Source organism: Dryocola mayonis (assembly GCF_051307045.1).
Classification (GTDB): domain Bacteria; phylum Pseudomonadota; class Gammaproteobacteria; order Enterobacterales; family Enterobacteriaceae; genus Dryocola.
In genome coordinates this window covers 3,733,378-3,748,917 of the sequence record NZ_CP150452.1, presented here as the reverse complement: position 1 = coordinate 3,748,917, position 15,540 = coordinate 3,733,378, and the positions used below count along the sequence as shown (strand labels likewise).

14 protein-coding genes and 1 pseudogene are annotated in these 15,540 nt (G+C 57.5%); 13 read left to right on the top strand and 2 right to left on the bottom strand.

From position 1 onward, the window contains the following. The first annotated feature begins 4 nt into the window (after window positions 1-4). The 3 genes and pseudogenes from ytfT to WLO32_RS18130 all read left to right on the top strand — a co-directional run bounded on the left by ytfT (window position 5) and on the right by WLO32_RS18130 (window position 3,675). Window positions 5-1,036 carry a galactofuranose ABC transporter, ATP-binding protein YtfT gene (gene ytfT / locus WLO32_RS18140; protein ID WP_435946388.1) on the top strand — a complete coding sequence of 344 codons (1,032 nt, stop codon included), beginning with the start codon at window positions 5-7 and terminating at the stop codon, window positions 1,034-1,036. Further along, a pseudogene (gene yjfF, locus WLO32_RS18135) lies at window positions 1,023-2,025 on the top strand (galactofuranose ABC transporter, permease protein YjfF). Before ytfT ends, yjfF begins: the two are co-directional and overlap by 14 nt. Window positions 2,026-2,121: 96 nt before the next feature. Continuing rightward, on the top strand, window positions 2,122-3,675 hold the full coding sequence (locus WLO32_RS18130) for a methyl-accepting chemotaxis protein (protein WP_435946387.1): 1,554 nt from the start codon (window positions 2,122-2,124) through the stop codon (window positions 3,673-3,675). 85 nt (window positions 3,676-3,760) lie between these two features. Here the strand turns inward: WLO32_RS18130 and fbp are convergent, their stop codons facing one another. Continuing rightward, complete coding sequence (gene fbp / locus WLO32_RS18125) at window positions 3,761-4,759, bottom strand: class 1 fructose-bisphosphatase (RefSeq protein ID WP_121267750.1); 999 nt, start codon at window positions 4,757-4,759, stop codon at window positions 3,761-3,763. 174 nt (window positions 4,760-4,933) lie between these two features. On the opposite strand from fbp, the gene mpl reads away from it, so the two are divergent. Together mpl and WLO32_RS18115 are read left to right on the top strand one after the other, a co-directional pair. Further along, window positions 4,934-6,301: a UDP-N-acetylmuramate:L-alanyl-gamma-D-glutamyl-meso-diaminopimelate ligase gene (gene mpl, locus WLO32_RS18120; RefSeq protein ID WP_435946386.1), complete on the top strand. Its 1,368-nt coding sequence runs from the start codon at window positions 4,934-4,936 to the stop codon at window positions 6,299-6,301. A gap of 346 nt (window positions 6,302-6,647) precedes the next feature. After that, a complete protein-coding gene (locus WLO32_RS18115) occupies window positions 6,648-7,022 on the top strand; it encodes a hypothetical protein (RefSeq protein WP_435946385.1) in 375 nt (124 codons plus the stop codon). 56 nt (window positions 7,023-7,078) lie between these two features. Here the strand turns inward: WLO32_RS18115 and yjgA are convergent, their stop codons facing one another. Continuing rightward, window positions 7,079-7,630, bottom strand: a complete 552-nt coding sequence (yjgA, locus tag WLO32_RS18110) for a ribosome biogenesis factor YjgA (RefSeq protein ID WP_121267748.1) — start codon at window positions 7,628-7,630, stop codon at window positions 7,079-7,081. A 97-nt stretch (window positions 7,631-7,727) separates the two neighbouring features. On the opposite strand from yjgA, the gene pmbA reads away from it, so the two are divergent. From pmbA to WLO32_RS18070, 8 genes are all read left to right on the top strand, one after another. After that, window positions 7,728-9,080 (top strand): metalloprotease PmbA, encoded by a 1,353-nt coding sequence (gene pmbA, locus WLO32_RS18105; RefSeq protein WP_435946383.1) that lies wholly within the window; start codon window positions 7,728-7,730, stop codon window positions 9,078-9,080. 59 nt (window positions 9,081-9,139) lie between these two features. Further along, entirely contained in the window at window positions 9,140-9,526 is a 387-nt protein-coding gene (cybC, locus tag WLO32_RS18100; protein ID WP_435946382.1) for a cytochrome b562, read from the top strand. Window positions 9,527-9,909: 383 nt separating this feature from the next. Continuing rightward, complete coding sequence (gene mdcA, locus WLO32_RS18095; RefSeq protein WP_435946381.1) at window positions 9,910-11,565, top strand: malonate decarboxylase subunit alpha; 1,656 nt, start codon at window positions 9,910-9,912, stop codon at window positions 11,563-11,565. After that, window positions 11,565-12,449 carry a triphosphoribosyl-dephospho-CoA synthase gene (locus tag WLO32_RS18090; protein ID WP_435946379.1) on the top strand — a complete coding sequence of 295 codons (885 nt, stop codon included), beginning with the start codon at window positions 11,565-11,567 and terminating at the stop codon, window positions 12,447-12,449. Before mdcA ends, WLO32_RS18090 begins: the two co-directional genes overlap by 1 nt. A 9-nt stretch (window positions 12,450-12,458) precedes the next feature. After that, window positions 12,459-12,758, top strand: a complete 300-nt coding sequence (mdcC, locus tag WLO32_RS18085; RefSeq protein ID WP_435946378.1) for a malonate decarboxylase acyl carrier protein — start codon at window positions 12,459-12,461, stop codon at window positions 12,756-12,758. After that, window positions 12,751-13,584 carry a biotin-independent malonate decarboxylase subunit beta gene (locus WLO32_RS18080; protein WP_435946377.1) on the top strand — a complete coding sequence of 278 codons (834 nt, stop codon included), beginning with the start codon at window positions 12,751-12,753 and terminating at the stop codon, window positions 13,582-13,584. Before mdcC ends, WLO32_RS18080 begins: the two co-directional genes overlap by 8 nt. Beyond that, complete coding sequence (gene mdcE, locus WLO32_RS18075) at window positions 13,581-14,381, top strand: biotin-independent malonate decarboxylase subunit gamma (RefSeq protein ID WP_435946375.1); 801 nt, start codon at window positions 13,581-13,583, stop codon at window positions 14,379-14,381. Before WLO32_RS18080 ends, mdcE begins: the two co-directional genes overlap by 4 nt. Before the next feature lie 197 nt (window positions 14,382-14,578). Continuing rightward, the gene (locus WLO32_RS18070) at window positions 14,579-15,538 is read left to right on the top strand and encodes an AEC family transporter (protein WP_435946373.1); all 960 of its coding nucleotides are present in this window, start codon (window positions 14,579-14,581) and stop codon (window positions 15,536-15,538) included. Window positions 15,539-15,540 lie beyond the last annotated feature (2 nt).

The window sequence follows — 15,540 nt, the reverse complement described above, 5'->3', positions numbered from 1 at the left end:
ACACGTGATGTCCCGTTCATTGCCGCAAACCGAGGCGCCGAAGCCAAAACGCAGCTTCCGCTGGCCTCCCGGTATCCCGCAGCTTATCGCGCTGGTGCTGGTGCTGGTGGTCGACAGCATGGTCGCCAACCATTTCTTTAATATCGTCGTGCAGGACGGGCGCCTGTTCGGCAGCCCAATCGACATCCTGAACCGCGCGGCCCCGGTCGCGCTGCTGGCCATCGGCATGACGCTGGTCATCGCCACCGGCGGCATCGATCTGTCCGTGGGCGCGGTGATGGCGATTGCCGGAGCGACCGCCGCCACGCTTACGGTTGAGGGCCACAGCCTGGCGGTGGTGCTGCTGGCCTCCCTCGGGGTGGGCATACTGGCCGGATTATGGAACGGTATTCTGGTCGCCATTCTGAAAATTCAGCCCTTCGTCGCGACCCTGATACTGATGGTCGCCGGGCGCGGCGTGGCGCAGCTTATTACCGCCGGGCAAATCGTTACCTTTAACTCGCCGAGCCTGTCGTTTCTTGGCAGCGGCTCGCTGTTTTTCTTCCCAACGCCGGTGATTATCGCCATCGCCACGCTGATTGTGTTCTGGCTGTTTACCCGTAAAACGGCGCTGGGCCTGTTTATCGAGTCCGTGGGGATTAACATTCGCGCCGCCAAAAACGCCGGCGTGAATACGCGGCTCGTTGTGATGCTTACCTATGTGCTAAGCGGCGTGTGCGCGGCCATCGCCGGGATTATCGTCACCGCGGATATTCGCGGGGCCGATGCCAACAATGCCGGCCTGTGGCTGGAGCTGGACGCCATCCTGGCGGTGGTGATCGGCGGCGGCTCGCTGATGGGCGGACGCTTTAACATTGCGCTGTCCGTAGTGGGGGCGCTGATTATTCAGGGGATGAACACCGGCATTCTGCTCTCCGGCTTCCCGCCGGAGCTTAACCAGGTCGTAAAAGCCGTTGTGGTGCTGTGCGTGCTGATTGTGCAGTCGCCGCGTTTTATTGCTTTGCTTAAAGGACTCCGCCGTCATGATCAAACGTAACCTGCCGTTGATGATAACCCTGGCGGTATTCGTGCTGGGCTATCTCTATTGCCTGACGCAGTTTCCCGGCTTCGCCTCCACGCGGGTGATTTGCAATATCCTGACCGATAACGCTTTCCTCGGCATCATCGCCGTCGGCATGACCTTTGTGATCCTCTCCGGCGGGATCGATCTGTCGGTCGGTTCGGTGATCGCCTTTACCGGCGTATTCCTCGCCAAAGCGATCGGCTTTTGGGGGATATCGCCGCTGCTGGCCCTTCCCGCTGGTGCTGCTGATGGGCTGCGCCTTCGGCGCCTTTATGGGGCTGCTTATCGACGCGCTGAAAATCCCGGCGTTTATCATTACGCTTGCCGGAATGTTTTTCCTGCGCGGCGTCAGCTATCTGGTTTCCGAGGAGTCGATTCCTGTTGACCATCCGGTTTATGAGGCGCTCTCAAGCCTTGCCTGGCGCATTCCCGGCGGCGGTAGGCTGAGCGCGATGGGGCTGCTGATGCTGGCGGTGGTGGTGGTGGGCATTTTCCTCGCCCATCGCACGCGTTTCGGCAACCAGGTTTACGCCATCGGCGGCAGCGCAACCTCTGCCAACCTGATGGGGATTTCAACGCGCAGCACGACCGTGCGCATCTATATGCTTTCTACCGGCCTTGCGACGCTTGCGGGCATCGTTTTTTCGATTTACACCTCCGCCGGCTACGCGCTGGCGGGCATGGGCGTTGAGCTGGACGCCATAGCCTCGGTCGTGATCGGCGGCACGCTGCTAAGCGGCGGCGTAGGCACCGTGCTGGGCACCCTGTTCGGCGTGGCGATTCAGGGGCTAATCCAGACCTATATCAACTTCGACGGCACGCTCAGCTCGTGGTGGACGAAAATTGCCATCGGCATTTTATTGTTTATTTTTATTGCGTTACAACGCGGGCTGACGGTGCTGTGGGAAAATCGTCAGAGCTCGCCTGTTAAACGTATTAGCGTTACGGCAACCCGCTCGTAACATATTGAATTAACAAAAATCGTCTAAACTTTCCCCGGTGGCTGCCGATAACATCTTTATCAGTTATCTACGACTTAAGTCACCGGGAAGAGAAGCATGCTAAGAAATCTGTCGATTCGCACGGGTCTGCTAACGTTACTGGCAGTGATGACGTTTCTGCTGCTGGTCGTCAGCGGCATTGGTATTTTTGCCTTACAGCAAAGCTCCAGCTCGCTTGAAAAAATAAACCGTCTGCAGGGCGAGCAGATGGTGCGTCTGACCGACGGCTACCTGTCCCTGCTGCGCGCCCGCAACGAGGCCGGGCAGGCGGTGCGCCAGATGGAGATCGGCATGCTGGAAGACGCCGCTAAGTCGACCAATACCGTTACCGGCGAAGCCGCGCATGCCCGGCAGGAAATTAAAGCCTTTATCGACGGCGGCGTGGACGATGAAGAGGGCAATCAGCTGCTCAAAAACCTGTCGCAAACCTACGCCGACTACCTCGCCAAAGGCATTACGCCGATGCTGGCCGCCCTGAATAAGCAAAGCCCGGACGACTATTACGCTCTGCTGGAAAATGGCCTGGCCCCGCTGGCGCAGAAGTTTGATAACGACGTGCAGATTTTCCGCCTGTGGGGCGAGCAGCGCGGCAACGATGAAGTGGCCGCCATCCACAAGCAAAAGAAAATCGTCCTTACGCTTATCATTATCGCAGCGCTGCTGACGGCGGGCATTATCGTGCTGGTATGGCTTGCGCTGCGCCATCTGCTGCTTAAACCGCTCAATGAATCCATCGAGCAGCTTGAATACGTAGCGCAAGGGGACCTGACGCGCGAGCTGCAGGCCGCGGGAAACAACGAGTTTGGCCGCCTGGCGAGCGCCATCGCCGCGATGCGCGACTCCCTGACGCAGTCGGTAAGCCGCGTCCGGGACGCCAGCTCGCAGATTGATACCGGCAGCCGCGAACTGGCGGCGGGCAACCTTAATCTCTCCCAGCGCACCGAATCCACCGCCACCTCGCTTGAGCAAACCGCCGCCAGCATGGAGCAGATCACCGCGACGGTGAAGCAGAACGCCGACAACGCCGAACAGGCGCACAAGCTTGCGAAGGACGTATCCGATACCGCCGATCGCGGCAGCGAAATGGTGTGCTACGTTATCGAGAAAATGCGTGATATTGCCACCAGCTCCGATCGGATCGCCGATATTCTTGGCGTTATCGACGGCATTGCCTTCCAGACCAATATTCTGGCGCTGAACGCCTCGGTAGAGGCCGCGCGCGCCGGCGAACAAGGGCGCGGATTCGCCGTGGTGGCCGGGGAAGTGCGCACCCTGGCAAGCCGCAGCGCAGACGCGGCGAAAGAAATCCGCACCCTAATCTCCGATTCGCAAAATCACGTGGGCGAAGGGCGCGACCTGGCCCAGCAGGCGGGCGAAACCATGGATGAAATTGCCGAGGAGGTCACGCGCATGACCAAGCTGATGCGCCAGATCGCCAACGCTTCGAATGAGCAAAGCCACGGTATTGAACAGGTGAATATTGCGGTAAGCCAGATGGATGAAGCCGCGCAGCAGAATGCGGCGCTGGTGCAGGAATCTTCAGCGGCGACCCGTTCGCTGGAAGAGCAGTCGCAGCATCTTGTCGCCGCGATGGCGTCGTTCAGGTGCTAAACGGCGGATGGCGGCGCTTATCCGCCCTACAGAATCAACGATCTGTAGGGTGGAAGGGCTGCGCGCCCTCCACCATAGAAAACAGTTAGGCGTCCGGGAACTCGCGAATAAAGCGCTCCACGTCTTCCACCATATGCTCGTTACCGACGAAGAACGGACGGCGCTGGTGCAGGGATTCCGGGATGATATCCAGAATACGCTCTTTGCCATCGCTGGCTTTGCCGCCCGCCTGCTCGGCCAGGAACGCCATCGGGTTGCCTTCGTACAGCAGGCGAAGCTTCCCTTGCGGATGGCTTGCGGTGCTTGGGTAGAGGTAAATCCCGCCTTTTAGCAGGTTGCGGTGGAAGTCGGCCACCAGCGAACCAATGTAGCGCGAGGTGTACGGGCGCTGCGTTGAGCTGTCTTCTTCCTGGCAGAACTTAATGTATTTTTTCACGCCGTTCGGGAAGCGAATGTAATTCCCTTCGTTGATGGAGTAGGTGTTGCCCTTTTCCGGGAAGCGCATGCGCTCCTGGCACAGGCAGAACACGCCCAGCGACGGATCGTAAGTAAAGGCGTGCACCCCGCAGCCGGTGGTGTAAACCAGCATGGTGGAGGAGCCGTAAACCACATAGCCTGCGGCAACCTGCTTGTTGCCCGGCTGGAGGAAATCGGCCTCGGTCACCGGGGAGCCGACCGGCGTGATGCGGCGGTAGATAGAGAAAATGGTGCCAACGGAGACGTTGACATCAATGTTAGATGAGCCATCGAGCGGGTCCATCAGTACCACGTATTTGGCGTGCTCCGCCCCTTCGAAAACGACGATTTCGTCCTCTTCTTCAGAAGCGATGCCCGCCACAATTCCCCGGGCTTTCAGTGCTGCTTTGAGTTTTTCATTCGCGAACAGATCGAGCTTTTGCTGCACCTCGCCCTGTACGTTTTCAGCGCCGCTGGCACCCAGAATATCAACCAGGCCGGCCTTGTTGATATCGCGGTGGATGATCTTGGCACCCAGCTTTATCGCCGACAGTAAAGCAGTGAGCTCGCCGGTTGCGTGGGGGAACTCGTGCTGTTTTTCGACAATAAATTCACCTAACGTTTTCATAACCTTTCCCTGCATCTTTATGTTGGATAAAGCGGTTGCAACAATCTTAACAAACTTTCAAATCTTAGCGCACAGGTGAATCGCGCCAGCAAAATACGGAATTTCCTGAATTGCATTTCTCAGCACAGGACATGCGGGTAGAATGTGCGCCAAACAGAGAAAGGATAGTTTTGTATGCGCATTCATATTTTAGGGATTTGTGGCACTTTTATGGGCGGTCTGGCTATGCTTGCTCGCTCGCTTGGCCACGAGGTAACCGGCTCGGACGCCAACGTTTATCCGCCGATGAGCACCCTGCTTGAAGAGCAGGGCATCTCGCTGATTCAGGGCTACGACCCGCAACAGCTCGATCCGCAGCCGGATTTAGTGATCGTCGGCAACGCCATGACGCGCGGCAATCCGTGCGTGGAGGCGGTGCTTGAGAAAAGCATTCCTTATATGTCCGGCCCGCAGTGGCTGCATGATTTCGTACTGCGCGATCGCTGGGTGATCGCCGTCGCCGGCACCCACGGCAAAACCACCACCGCCGGCATGGCAACGTGGATCCTTGAGGCCTGCGGCTACAAGCCTGGTTTTGTGATTGGGGGCGTTCCGGGGAACTTCGACGTTTCCGCGCGCCTGGGCAACAGCCCGTTCTTCGTGATCGAAGCCGACGAGTACGACTGCGCGTTCTTCGATAAGCGCTCCAAATTCGTGCATTACTGCCCGCGTACGCTGATCCTCAATAACCTTGAGTTCGATCACGCGGACATCTTCGACGACCTGAAGGCTATTCAGAAACAGTTCCATCACCTGGTGCGCATCGTACCGGGGCAGGGCAAAATCATCTGGCCGGAAAACGACGCCAACATTAAACAGACCATGGCGATGGGCTGCTGGAGCGAGCAGGAGTTGGTGGGCGAACAGGGCCACTGGCAGGCGAAAAAGCTCACGCCGGATGCCTCCCGCTGGGAAGTGTATCTGGACGGCGAACGTGCGGGCGAAGTGAACTGGCAGCTGGTTGGCGAGCACAATATGCATAACGGCCTGATGGCCATCGCCGCAGCGCGTCACGTGGGCGTCGCCCCGGCAGATGCCGCCCGGGCGCTGGACGGCTTCGTCAACGCGCGCCGCCGCCTGGAGCTGCGTGGTGAAGCCAACGGCGTGACGGTTTATGACGATTTCGCCCATCATCCGACGGCGATTCTGGCGACCCTTGCGGCGCTGCGCGGCAAGGTGGGCGGCACCGCACGCATTCTCGCCGTGCTTGAGCCGCGCTCCAACACCATGAAAATGGGTCTGAGCAAAGACGATCTCGCCCCTTCTTTAGGCCGGGCGGATGAAGTCTTCCTGCTGCAACCGCCGCATATTCCATGGCAGGTTGTGGAAGTAGCCGAAGCCTGCATACAGCCCGCCCACTGGAGCGCGGACGTGGACACGCTGGTGGACATGATTGTCAAAACCGCGCAGCCGGGAGACCATATTCTGGTGATGAGCAACGGCGGTTTTGGCGGCATTCATCAGAAGCTGCTTGATGAGCTGGCGAAAAAAGCCGCTCGTTAATTTATTCGTAGAAATATGCATGCCAGCCTGTTTACCGGGCTGGCATTTTTTTTACCTGCGCTATATGAACGCTGAATTATGGGAAAGGGTAATAAGGCTCGCGGGCGCCTTATTGATTACAGAAAATAGCCCGGTCACTTTTCTGATTTTATAAAAATCAGCAAATAACGGAGCGACCTTTTACGCATAATACCGCAGGAAGATATACATTAAGGCTGCAACCCGATATTACTAACAGAATGTGCGGCAGAGCGGAGATAAAAAGGTCATTGTTAAATGAGAATAGCCATTTTTTTTATCAGCTCGCTTCTGACAGCCGGTTCAGCGCTGGCGAACCCGCTAAACTATGATGCTTGCAAGGCCCCCGGGCAGATCGATTGATATTGCGTTACAGGATGCCATAAGCGCTTCAGCAGGCGTTGATCCAACCTCAATTGATAAAAGCAGAACGCAAGCGGTCATTATTGCTAACTATCCGGTAACGGAGGCGCTGGCTAATCAGTTCTCACAGGATGAATCCACCCGCAGAAAGAGCGGTTGGGTATCCAGTGACGCTTATAAGAAAATATTTAGTGAAGACAACGCCAGAAATTTGACGGTTAAATTCACCTGTTTTAATAAAGACGGGAAGCAAAACGTTTTTATTGCCTCGGCTTTGGTGAATGATAATGAATGTTCGGTGCGCTTCAATGGCTATCTTACGGTGGCGCGGGCATATTAATTTCCGATGGCGTACTCTCTGCAAACTGAGCAGAGGAATACGCCATATTTACCGGCTTAGTCCTGGCTTTCGGCCAGCTCGCGCAGATAAGAGAAAATCTGGCGGTAAGATTTCGGCGGCTTATTGGCCGCTTTTTCTTTCTGGGCGTTGCGAATCAGCACGCGCAGCTGCTGACGGTCCGCCTCCGGGTAAAGCCTCAGCACTTCGCTTAGCGCGTCGTCGCCTTCTTCTACCAGACGGTCGCGCAGCGCTTCAAGCTTGTGGAACAGCGCAACCTGCTGGTTGTGGCGGTTTTTCAGCTTGTCCAGCGCCTGGCGGATAGGATCCATGTCGCGCGAGCGCATCATTTTACCAATCAGCTGCACCTGACGGCGGCGGCCTTCCTTTTTGATTCTCTGCGCAAGCTCAATGGCGGCGCGCAAATCGTCATCCAGCGGGATTTTGTCGAGCGCGTTTTTGCCCAACTCCATCAGCTCCATACCGAGGCGTTTTAGCTCTTCGGCATCGCGTTTAATTTCGCTTTTACTGACCCAGATAATCTCATCATCTTCGTCTTCATTTTCGTTATCGGGGACGTCATCGAGCCAGTCATCGGGCTGCTTAGTCATATAGGCTCCTTAAAAAAAGTGGCTAATTCTACCAGTAAAGCCTGTTCACTGCGAAATTGTTCTGATCCTGTTAGACTTAATTCACTCACCTTACATTATGGCAGTCGCGATGAAAGTAAACACGCAGGTAGCACAACAACGTAAGATCCTTGAACAGGCGGTTTCGCAGGCGCTGGAACTGGCTTCCTCGCAGTCCGACGGCGCAGAAGTGGCCGTCAGCAAAACCACGGGTATCGGCGTCAGCACCCGCTACGGTGAGGTGGAAAACGTTGAATTTAATAGCGATGGCGCGTTGGGCATCACCGTTTATCATCAAAATCGTAAAGGCAGCGCTTCGACCACGGATTTAAGCCCGGACGCCGTAGCGCGCACCGTGCAGGCGGCGCTGGATATCGCCCGTTACACCTCTCCCGATCCGTTTGCGGGCGTAGCGGAAAAAGAGCTGCTGGCCTTTGACGCGCCGGATTTGGACCTTTTCCATCCGGTAGAAATGGATGCGGACCGCGCTATTGAGCTTGCCGCGCGTGCGGAAAACGCCTCGCTGAACGTGGATAAACGCATCACCAATACCGAAGGCGGCAGCTTCAACAGCCATTACGGCATCAAGGTTTTCGGCAACAGCCACGGCATGCTGCAAAGCTACTGTTCGACTCGTCACTCTCTTTCCAGCTGCGTTATCGCCGAAGTTAACGGCGAAATGGAGCGTGATTACGCCTATACCATCGGCCGTGCAATTGAAGATCTGGAAAGCCCGGAATGGGTCGGTGCCGAATGCGCGCGCCGCACTTTATCCCGCCTTTCTCCGCGTAAATTATCCACCATGAAGGCGCCGGTTATTTTCGCCGCTGAAGTGGCGACGGGCCTGTTCGGGCACCTGGTGGGCGCAATAGCCGGCGGCGCGGTATACCGTAAGTCCACCTTCCTGCTCGATTACCTCGGCAAGCAGATTCTGCCGGAATGGCTGACGATTGAAGAGCATCCGCATCTGCTAAAAGGACTGGCTTCCACGCCGTTTGACAGCGAAGGGGTGCGTACGGAACGTCGCGATATTATTAAAGACGGCGTCCTGCAGCAGTGGCTGCTGACCAACTACTCCGCGCGCAAACTGGGCCTGAAAAGCACCGGCCACGCGGGCGGCATCCACAACTGGCGTATCGAAGGGCACGGCCTGGACTTTGCCGGCATGCTTAAAGAAATGGGCACCGGCCTGGTCGTTACCGAACTGATGGGGCAGGGCGTGAGCGGCATTACCGGAGACTACTCACGCGGCGCCTCCGGCTTCTGGGTGGAGAACGGCGAGATTCAGTATCCGGTAAGCGAAATCACCATCGCCGGAAATTTAAAAGACATGTGGCGGGATATTGTCACAGTCGGTAGCGATATTGAAAAACGCAGTAACATTCAGTGTGGTTCAGTACTGTTGCCGGAGATGAAGATCGCCGGTCAATAGAGCGGTTACGGGCGCGGCACGCCGCGCCTTTCTTCAATAATAAAAAAGGTGATGACTTAATGCTTAAGCAACTGATTGCAATGTTGGCCGTATCGTCCGTGTTGTTTACCAATGCCGCTATGGCGAAAGACGTAGGCGATGATATGGATACCATCGCTGAGAACTACCAGACCGTGTTGAAAACCAACGACGCGGCGGAGCTGAAAACCTCGCTGAACAATATGCGCACCGCGGCACTTGATGCGCAGAAAGGTACGCCGCCAAAGCTTGAAGACAAAGCGGCGGACAGCGCGGAAATGAAGGACTATCGCCACGGCCTGGATACGCTGATTGGCCAAATCGACGGCGCAATAAAGCTTGCCAACGAAGGCAAGGTGAAAGAAGCGCAGGCGGCGGCCGAAGAGTTTAAGGCTACGCGCAATACCTACCACAAAAAGTATCGCTAAGTAGCCACGCGCGGCGGATAACCCCGGCTATCCGCCCTTATTTGTAAAATTTACAGTTCAAACGCCACGCCCTCTCTTTCCCGAAGATTGATATTCCCCGCCCGAAGCCACGGTATCGCGCTTGCACCTTAATAACTTTGAATCCTTCTCAGGATTTCCTGTTTGCGCAAGCACATAAAACGATAGCCCAACGGATGGGATCACAAGCGTCTGGTCCACAACCCTGCGTTGCGCCTGCGGACCCGATCACATAACTGAATAACCATTATTACTCTAAGGCTAATGATTCGCCCACCGGCTTAATTGATACCCTAAAGAGGTAAGCGCACAATTTAACCAGACTAAAGCAAATCAAAATGATGAGCTGAATCAGGAGGTTAATTATGAAGTCTTGCCAAAAGCCAGCGCGTGTCTGGAACAGGCGTCGTACCGAGAAGCAGCGACGCATGGCTTCCACGAACGTGCAGGGCAAGGTGCTTCCAACCGAAGGCCTTGTCGATATGCTGGAAAGGTTGATCGCGCCGGGCGATCGCGTGGTCCTTGAGGGGAACAACCAGAAGCAGGCGGATTTTCTCTCCCGCATGCTTGCGCAAGTCAGCCCGGCTAAGGTTCACGACCTGCATATGATCATGCCGAGCGTAGGACGTAGCGAACACCTTGATATTTTTGAAAAAGGTATCGCCCACAGGCTCGATTTCTCCTTCTCTGGCACCCAAAGCCTGCGCATTTCGCAGCTGCTTGAAGACGGTCAGTTAGAGATTGGCGCTATCCATACCTATATTGAACTCTACTCCCGCTTGTACGTCGATCTTGCGCCGAACGTCGCGCTGGTTGCCGGTTTTAAGGCCGACCGTAAAGGCAACCTTTATACCGGCGCCAGCACTGAAGATACGCCTGCGCTGGTGGAAGCGGCCGCTTTCCACGACGGCATCGTTATCGCCCAGGTTAATGAACTGGTAGACGATGAATGCGACCTGCCGCGCGTGGATATTCCCGGTTCCTGGATTGACTATGTCGTGGTTGCCGACAAGCCGTTCTTTATCGAACCGCTGTTCACCCGCGACCCGCGCCTGATCAAACAGGAACACATCCTGATGGCGATGATGGCGATCAAAGGCATCTACGCGGAACATCAGGTGCAGTCGCTCAACCACGGTATTGGCTTTAACACCGCCGCCATTGAGCTGCTGCTGCCAACCTACGGCGAACGGCTCGGCCTGAAGGGCAAAATCTGTAAACACTGGACGCTTAACCCGCACCCGACGCTTATTCCGGCAATCGAAAGTGGCTGGGTAGAAAGCGTGCACTGCTTCGGCGGTGAGCTGGGAATGGAAGAGTATATTCGCGCCCGCCCGGACGTCTTCTTTACCGGCGCCGACGGTTCCATGCGTTCTAACCGCGCGTTCTGCCAGCTGGCAGGCCAGTACGCGGTGGATATGTTTATCGGTTCCACCTTACAGGTTGACGGCTTTGCCAACTCCTCAACCGTGACCCGCGGCCGCCTTTCCGGCTTCGGCGGCGCGCCGAACATGGGGCACGATCCGCACGGTCGCCGTCATGCCACGCCGGCCTGGCTTGCCATGCAGGGTGAGCCAGATCTGATGCAGCGCGGCCGCAAGCTGGTGGTGCAGATGGTCGAAACCTTCCAGGCCGGCGTGAAGCCTACCTTTGTCGAAAAACTCGACGCGCTGGAAGTGGCGAAAACGTCGGGCATGCCGCTGGCTCCGGTGATGATTTACGGCGATGACGTGACCCACGTCTTGACTGAAGAAGGCATCGCGTATCTGTATCGCGCTGAAAGCCTTGAAGAACGTCGCGCGATGGTGGCCGCCGTTGCGGGCATCACCGACATCGGACTGGGCGTGGACGCTAAGCGCGTGGCGCAGCTGCGTCAAAGCGGCAAAGTTGTCTTCCCGGAAGATATGGGCATTCGCCGCAGCGACGCGACCCGCTCTTTGTTGGCTGCCAGCAGCGTATCCGACCTCGTCGAATGGTCCGACGGCCTTTATAACCCACCTGCGAAATTCCGGAGCTGGTAATGAAACTACAGCCACAGACAGGCGTCGAGGGCGGAGCGCTTTGGCTTGCAAGGGTTGCCACCCGTAGCCTGATTGAAGAAGCACGCTTAAGCCCGAAACCCGGTCTGGTGGACAGCCGGGGAAACGGCGCGCATCACGACCTGACGCTTGCGTTGATGGAACGTTCTGCGCACAGCCTCTCCCCGACGTTTCATGCTCTGGCATTGCAAAGCTGGAAGCGTCCGGCGGACATCGCTTTGCGCCAGCTTGTCGGCCGTTTAGGTCGCGAAGGCGAAGCGCAGATGATGGACGCTACGGATGGAGTGAACACTCACCGGGGCGCCATCTGGGCATCAGGGCTGCTGGTGTCTGCCGCCGCCATGTGCGGCTTAGAAGGCAGCAGCGAAGAGATCGCGGCAAGCGCCGCTCTTCTTGCCCGTTTGCCGGACAGTTCGGCGCCAAAAGTTTTCAGTAAAGGGTTGCGCGCCACGAGGCGCTATCGCGTCCCCGGCGCTCGTGAAGAAGCGCAGCAGGGTTTTCCGCACATCATGCGCCTGGCGCTGCCGCAGCTCAGGCTCAGCCGGCAGCAAGGCGCAACCGAACAGCAGGCCCGCCTTGACGCGCTGATGGCGATCATGACCTCCCTTAGCGATACCTGCGTGCTTTCTCGCGCCGGGCTCGAAGGGCTGGAGGCTATGCAAAAAGGCGCGCGTAGCGTGCTGGCCGCCGGCGGAACCGCGCTGGAAGAAGGCCGCGCGGCTCTGGCGAGGCTGGATAAGCAGATGCTTGCGCTTAACGCCTCACCCGGCGGCGCGGCAGATCTGCTTGCCGCCACGCTGCTGCTTGACCGTGTAGCCCGCGATGACGCGCGGCCCGACCCACTACAGCAACATTCACACTTTTAAGAGGGTGTTATGGAACACATTACATTGACCTTCCCGGCAACCCGTACCGTCAGCGGCAAAGCGCTGGCCGGCGTGGTTGGCTCCGGCGATATGGAAGTGCTGTTTACCGCCGGGCAGGGCGCAACCCTGACCGTCGAAATCACCACCTCGGTGGACAACAGTGAACAACGCTGGCAGGCGCTTTTTAGCCGCCTCGGCGCGCTGAGCAGCCTGCCCGCCGGGCAGATGCATATCCACGATTTTGGCGCGACGCCCGGCGTGGCACGTATCCGTATCGAACAAGTATTTGAAGAGGTGAGCTATGCGTGACGATCGCAGTTTTATCGAACTCAGGGCGCGTGAACGCGCACGCTGGCTGCTGGACGACGGCAGCTACCGCGAACTGCTCGACCCCTTTGCAGGCATCGTCTCCCCCTGGCTGGAAGCACAGGGCATCGTGGTGCAGTCTGACGACGGCATGGTGGTCGCCAAAGGCACGATTAACGGCCAGCCCGCGGTAGTGATTGCTATCGAAGGTTCGTTCCAGGGCGGCAGCATGGGTGAAGTGTCCGGCGCGAAAATGGCCGCGGCCCTTGAGCTGGCGGCCGAAGACAACCGCAACGGCATTCCAACCCGGGCGGTGCTTTGTCTTGAAACCGGCGGCGTGCGCCTGCAGGAAGCCAACCTGGGGCTTGCGGCCATCGCTGATATCCATGCTGCGATTGTCGATCTCCGTCGCTATACCCCGGTTGTTGGGGTGATTGCCGGTACGGTGGGCTGCTTCGGCGGGATGTCGATTGCCGCAGCGCTTTGCAGCTATCTGATTGTGACCCGCGAAGCGCGTCTTGGCCTGAACGGCCCGCAGGTTATCGAACAGGAAGCCGGGATTGATGAATACGACTCCCGCGACCGTCCGTTTATCTGGAGCATGACCGGCGGCGAAGTTCGCTACCACAGCGGCCTGGTTGACGCGCTGGTGGGCGACGGCATGAACGCGGTGAAAGACGCCGTCAACGAAGCCATCGCCAAAGGCGTTCCGGCGAAACACCGTACCGATAACTACGACTGGTATCTGGATCGCCTGACTCATTTCGACACCAGCAGGCAGGCCGATGCCGAACAGATTAAACAGCTTTTTGGGGAGAATCGTTCATGAGCCAGAAACTGAATCGCGCCGCCGTATGGCTGGCTAAACTGACCGACAGCGCGCCGCTTATGGCCGGACTGTGCGCATCCGTTCAGGTTGCAGACGGCTATGTTGACGGCAAAGCCGCGCGTTTTATTGCCGTCGTTCCGGATGAAAACAATCACTATCCGCGCGCCGCGGAAGGTGAGGTCGGGTTACTGGAAGGCTGGACGCTGGCGAAAGTGGTCGGCGAAACCATCGCGGAAGATGCGGATAAGGCCGAAAAACGCGCCATTGTGGCGGTAATCGACGTACCCAGCCAGGCCTATGGCCGTCGTGAAGAGGCCTTTGGCATCCATCAGGCGCTGGCGGGCGCGGCAGCCGCCTACGCCAACGCGCGTCTGGCCGGGCATCCCGTGGTGGGGCTGATTGTCGGCAAGGCGATGTCGGGGGCGTTTCTGGCCCACGGCTATCAGGCAAACCGCCTGATCGCGTTTAACGATTCCGGGGTGATGATCCACGCGATGGGTAAAGAGTCCGCGGCCCGCATCACGCTGCGCACCGTCGAAGCGCTGGAAAAACTGGCGGCAACCATACCGCCGATGGCTTACGACATCAGCAACTATGAAACCCTGGGGCTGCTCTCCGCGCTGCTTGATATCGCTAATCCCGCAGCGCCGCAGGACGACGACCTGGACAAAGTGAACGCCGCTCTCGTTACCGCCGTGCGCGAAGCACGCAGCGATAACACGCTGAAAAACCGGCTGAATGCTAAGAATCGCCATAGCTCAGCCCTTGTTCGTGAACGTATGCGCGCCAGCTGGTAATAAAAAGACAGACCTGCCGGACGATTTTACCCGTTATTCTTCACGCCGCGGGGGGCTGAGCGTCCCTGCCGCCTGCCTGCAGCGTGAATTATTCAGGGTAAACAAGAGGTGTGCAAAAGCTTACCCACATAAAAATCGTCTGAAAAATTATAACCATCGCACCAGTGCTGGAACTCTTTTCAACTACAGGTGAAGTTATGACTTACGTGATTGTTCATGCTCTTGCTCCGATTTTTGTCATCATGCTGCTGGGCTTTTTCGCCGGCAAAGCGAAAATGGTCGACAATAAAAATGTCTCGCTGCTCAATATCTTTGTAATGGATTTTGCTCTGCCTGCCGCGCTGTTTAGCGCCACCGTTCAGACCCCGTGGGCAGGTATCGTCAAACAGTCGCCGCTGATTGTGGTGCTGGTGCTGGCGATGTGGATCACCTATGCCGCCATCTATTTGCTGGCGACCAAAGTTTTCAAAAAATCGCCGCAGGACGCGGCCGTGCTGACCCTGACCGTCGCGCTGCCTAACTATGCGGCGCTTGGCCTGCCGATCCTTGGCAGCGTGCTGGGCGAAGGCTCTGCGACTTCGCTTTCCGTAGCGGTATCCATCGCCTGTGGTTCAGTGCTGATGACGCCGTTCTGCCTGCTGATTCTGGAACGGGAAAAGGCGCGGCTGGCCGGCGAAGCGACAGGTTCAACGCTTGCGATGCTGCCGGTGCTGATGTGGCGTTCGGTGAAAAAACCTATCGTCTGGGGCCCGCTGCTGGGCGTGGTGCTGTCGGCGATTGGCATCCGTATGCCGGATCTGCTGCTGGCTGCCATTAAGCCTTTGGGCCTGTCGGCAACGGCCGCAGCGCTGTTCCTGACCGGGGTTATCCTTTCGGCTCGCAAACTGCAAATCAACACCATGGTGTGCACCGCGACTATCGCTAAGCTGTTGATTCAGCCGTTTATTGCCTGGGGCATTGTTCTGGCGCTTGGCCTGAGCGGCCCGGTAGCCATCACCGCTATTTTGATGATTGCCCTGGCGGCGGGCTTCTTTGGCGTGGTGTTCGGCAACCGTTTTGGCGTGCAGTCTCCGGATGCGGAAGCCGTATTGCTGCTAAGCTCCGTGCTCTCTATCCTGTCGTTACCGCTGTTTATCTCTTTGACCTCAGGACTCTAAAC

Excerpts from the sequence above, each read along its gene's own strand:
- mdcC (WP_435946378.1), top strand. The coding sequence starts at position 12,459 with ATGGAACACATTACATTGACCTTCCCGGCAACCCGTACCGTCAGCGGC.
- WLO32_RS18115 (WP_435946385.1), top strand. The coding sequence starts at position 6,648 with ATGATGCTTGCAAGGCCCCCGGGCAGATCGATTGATATTGCGTTACAG.
- mpl (WP_435946386.1), top strand. The coding sequence starts at position 4,934 with ATGCGCATTCATATTTTAGGGATTTGTGGCACTTTTATGGGCGGTCTG.
- mdcE (WP_435946375.1), top strand. The coding sequence starts at position 13,581 with ATGAGCCAGAAACTGAATCGCGCCGCCGTATGGCTGGCTAAACTGACC.
- mdcA (WP_435946381.1), top strand. The coding sequence starts at position 9,910 with ATGAAGTCTTGCCAAAAGCCAGCGCGTGTCTGGAACAGGCGTCGTACC.
- WLO32_RS18070 (WP_435946373.1), top strand. The coding sequence starts at position 14,579 with ATGACTTACGTGATTGTTCATGCTCTTGCTCCGATTTTTGTCATCATG.
- WLO32_RS18130 (WP_435946387.1), top strand. The coding sequence starts at position 2,122 with ATGCTAAGAAATCTGTCGATTCGCACGGGTCTGCTAACGTTACTGGCA.
- WLO32_RS18080 (WP_435946377.1), top strand. The coding sequence starts at position 12,751 with ATGCGTGACGATCGCAGTTTTATCGAACTCAGGGCGCGTGAACGCGCA.
- pmbA (WP_435946383.1), top strand. The coding sequence starts at position 7,728 with ATGGCAGTCGCGATGAAAGTAAACACGCAGGTAGCACAACAACGTAAG.
- cybC (WP_435946382.1), top strand. The coding sequence starts at position 9,140 with ATGCTTAAGCAACTGATTGCAATGTTGGCCGTATCGTCCGTGTTGTTT.
- yjgA (WP_121267748.1), bottom strand. The coding sequence starts at position 7,630 with ATGACTAAGCAGCCCGATGACTGGCTCGATGACGTCCCCGATAACGAA.
- fbp (WP_121267750.1), bottom strand. The coding sequence starts at position 4,759 with ATGAAAACGTTAGGTGAATTTATTGTCGAAAAACAGCACGAGTTCCCC.
- WLO32_RS18090 (WP_435946379.1), top strand. The coding sequence starts at position 11,565 with ATGAAACTACAGCCACAGACAGGCGTCGAGGGCGGAGCGCTTTGGCTT.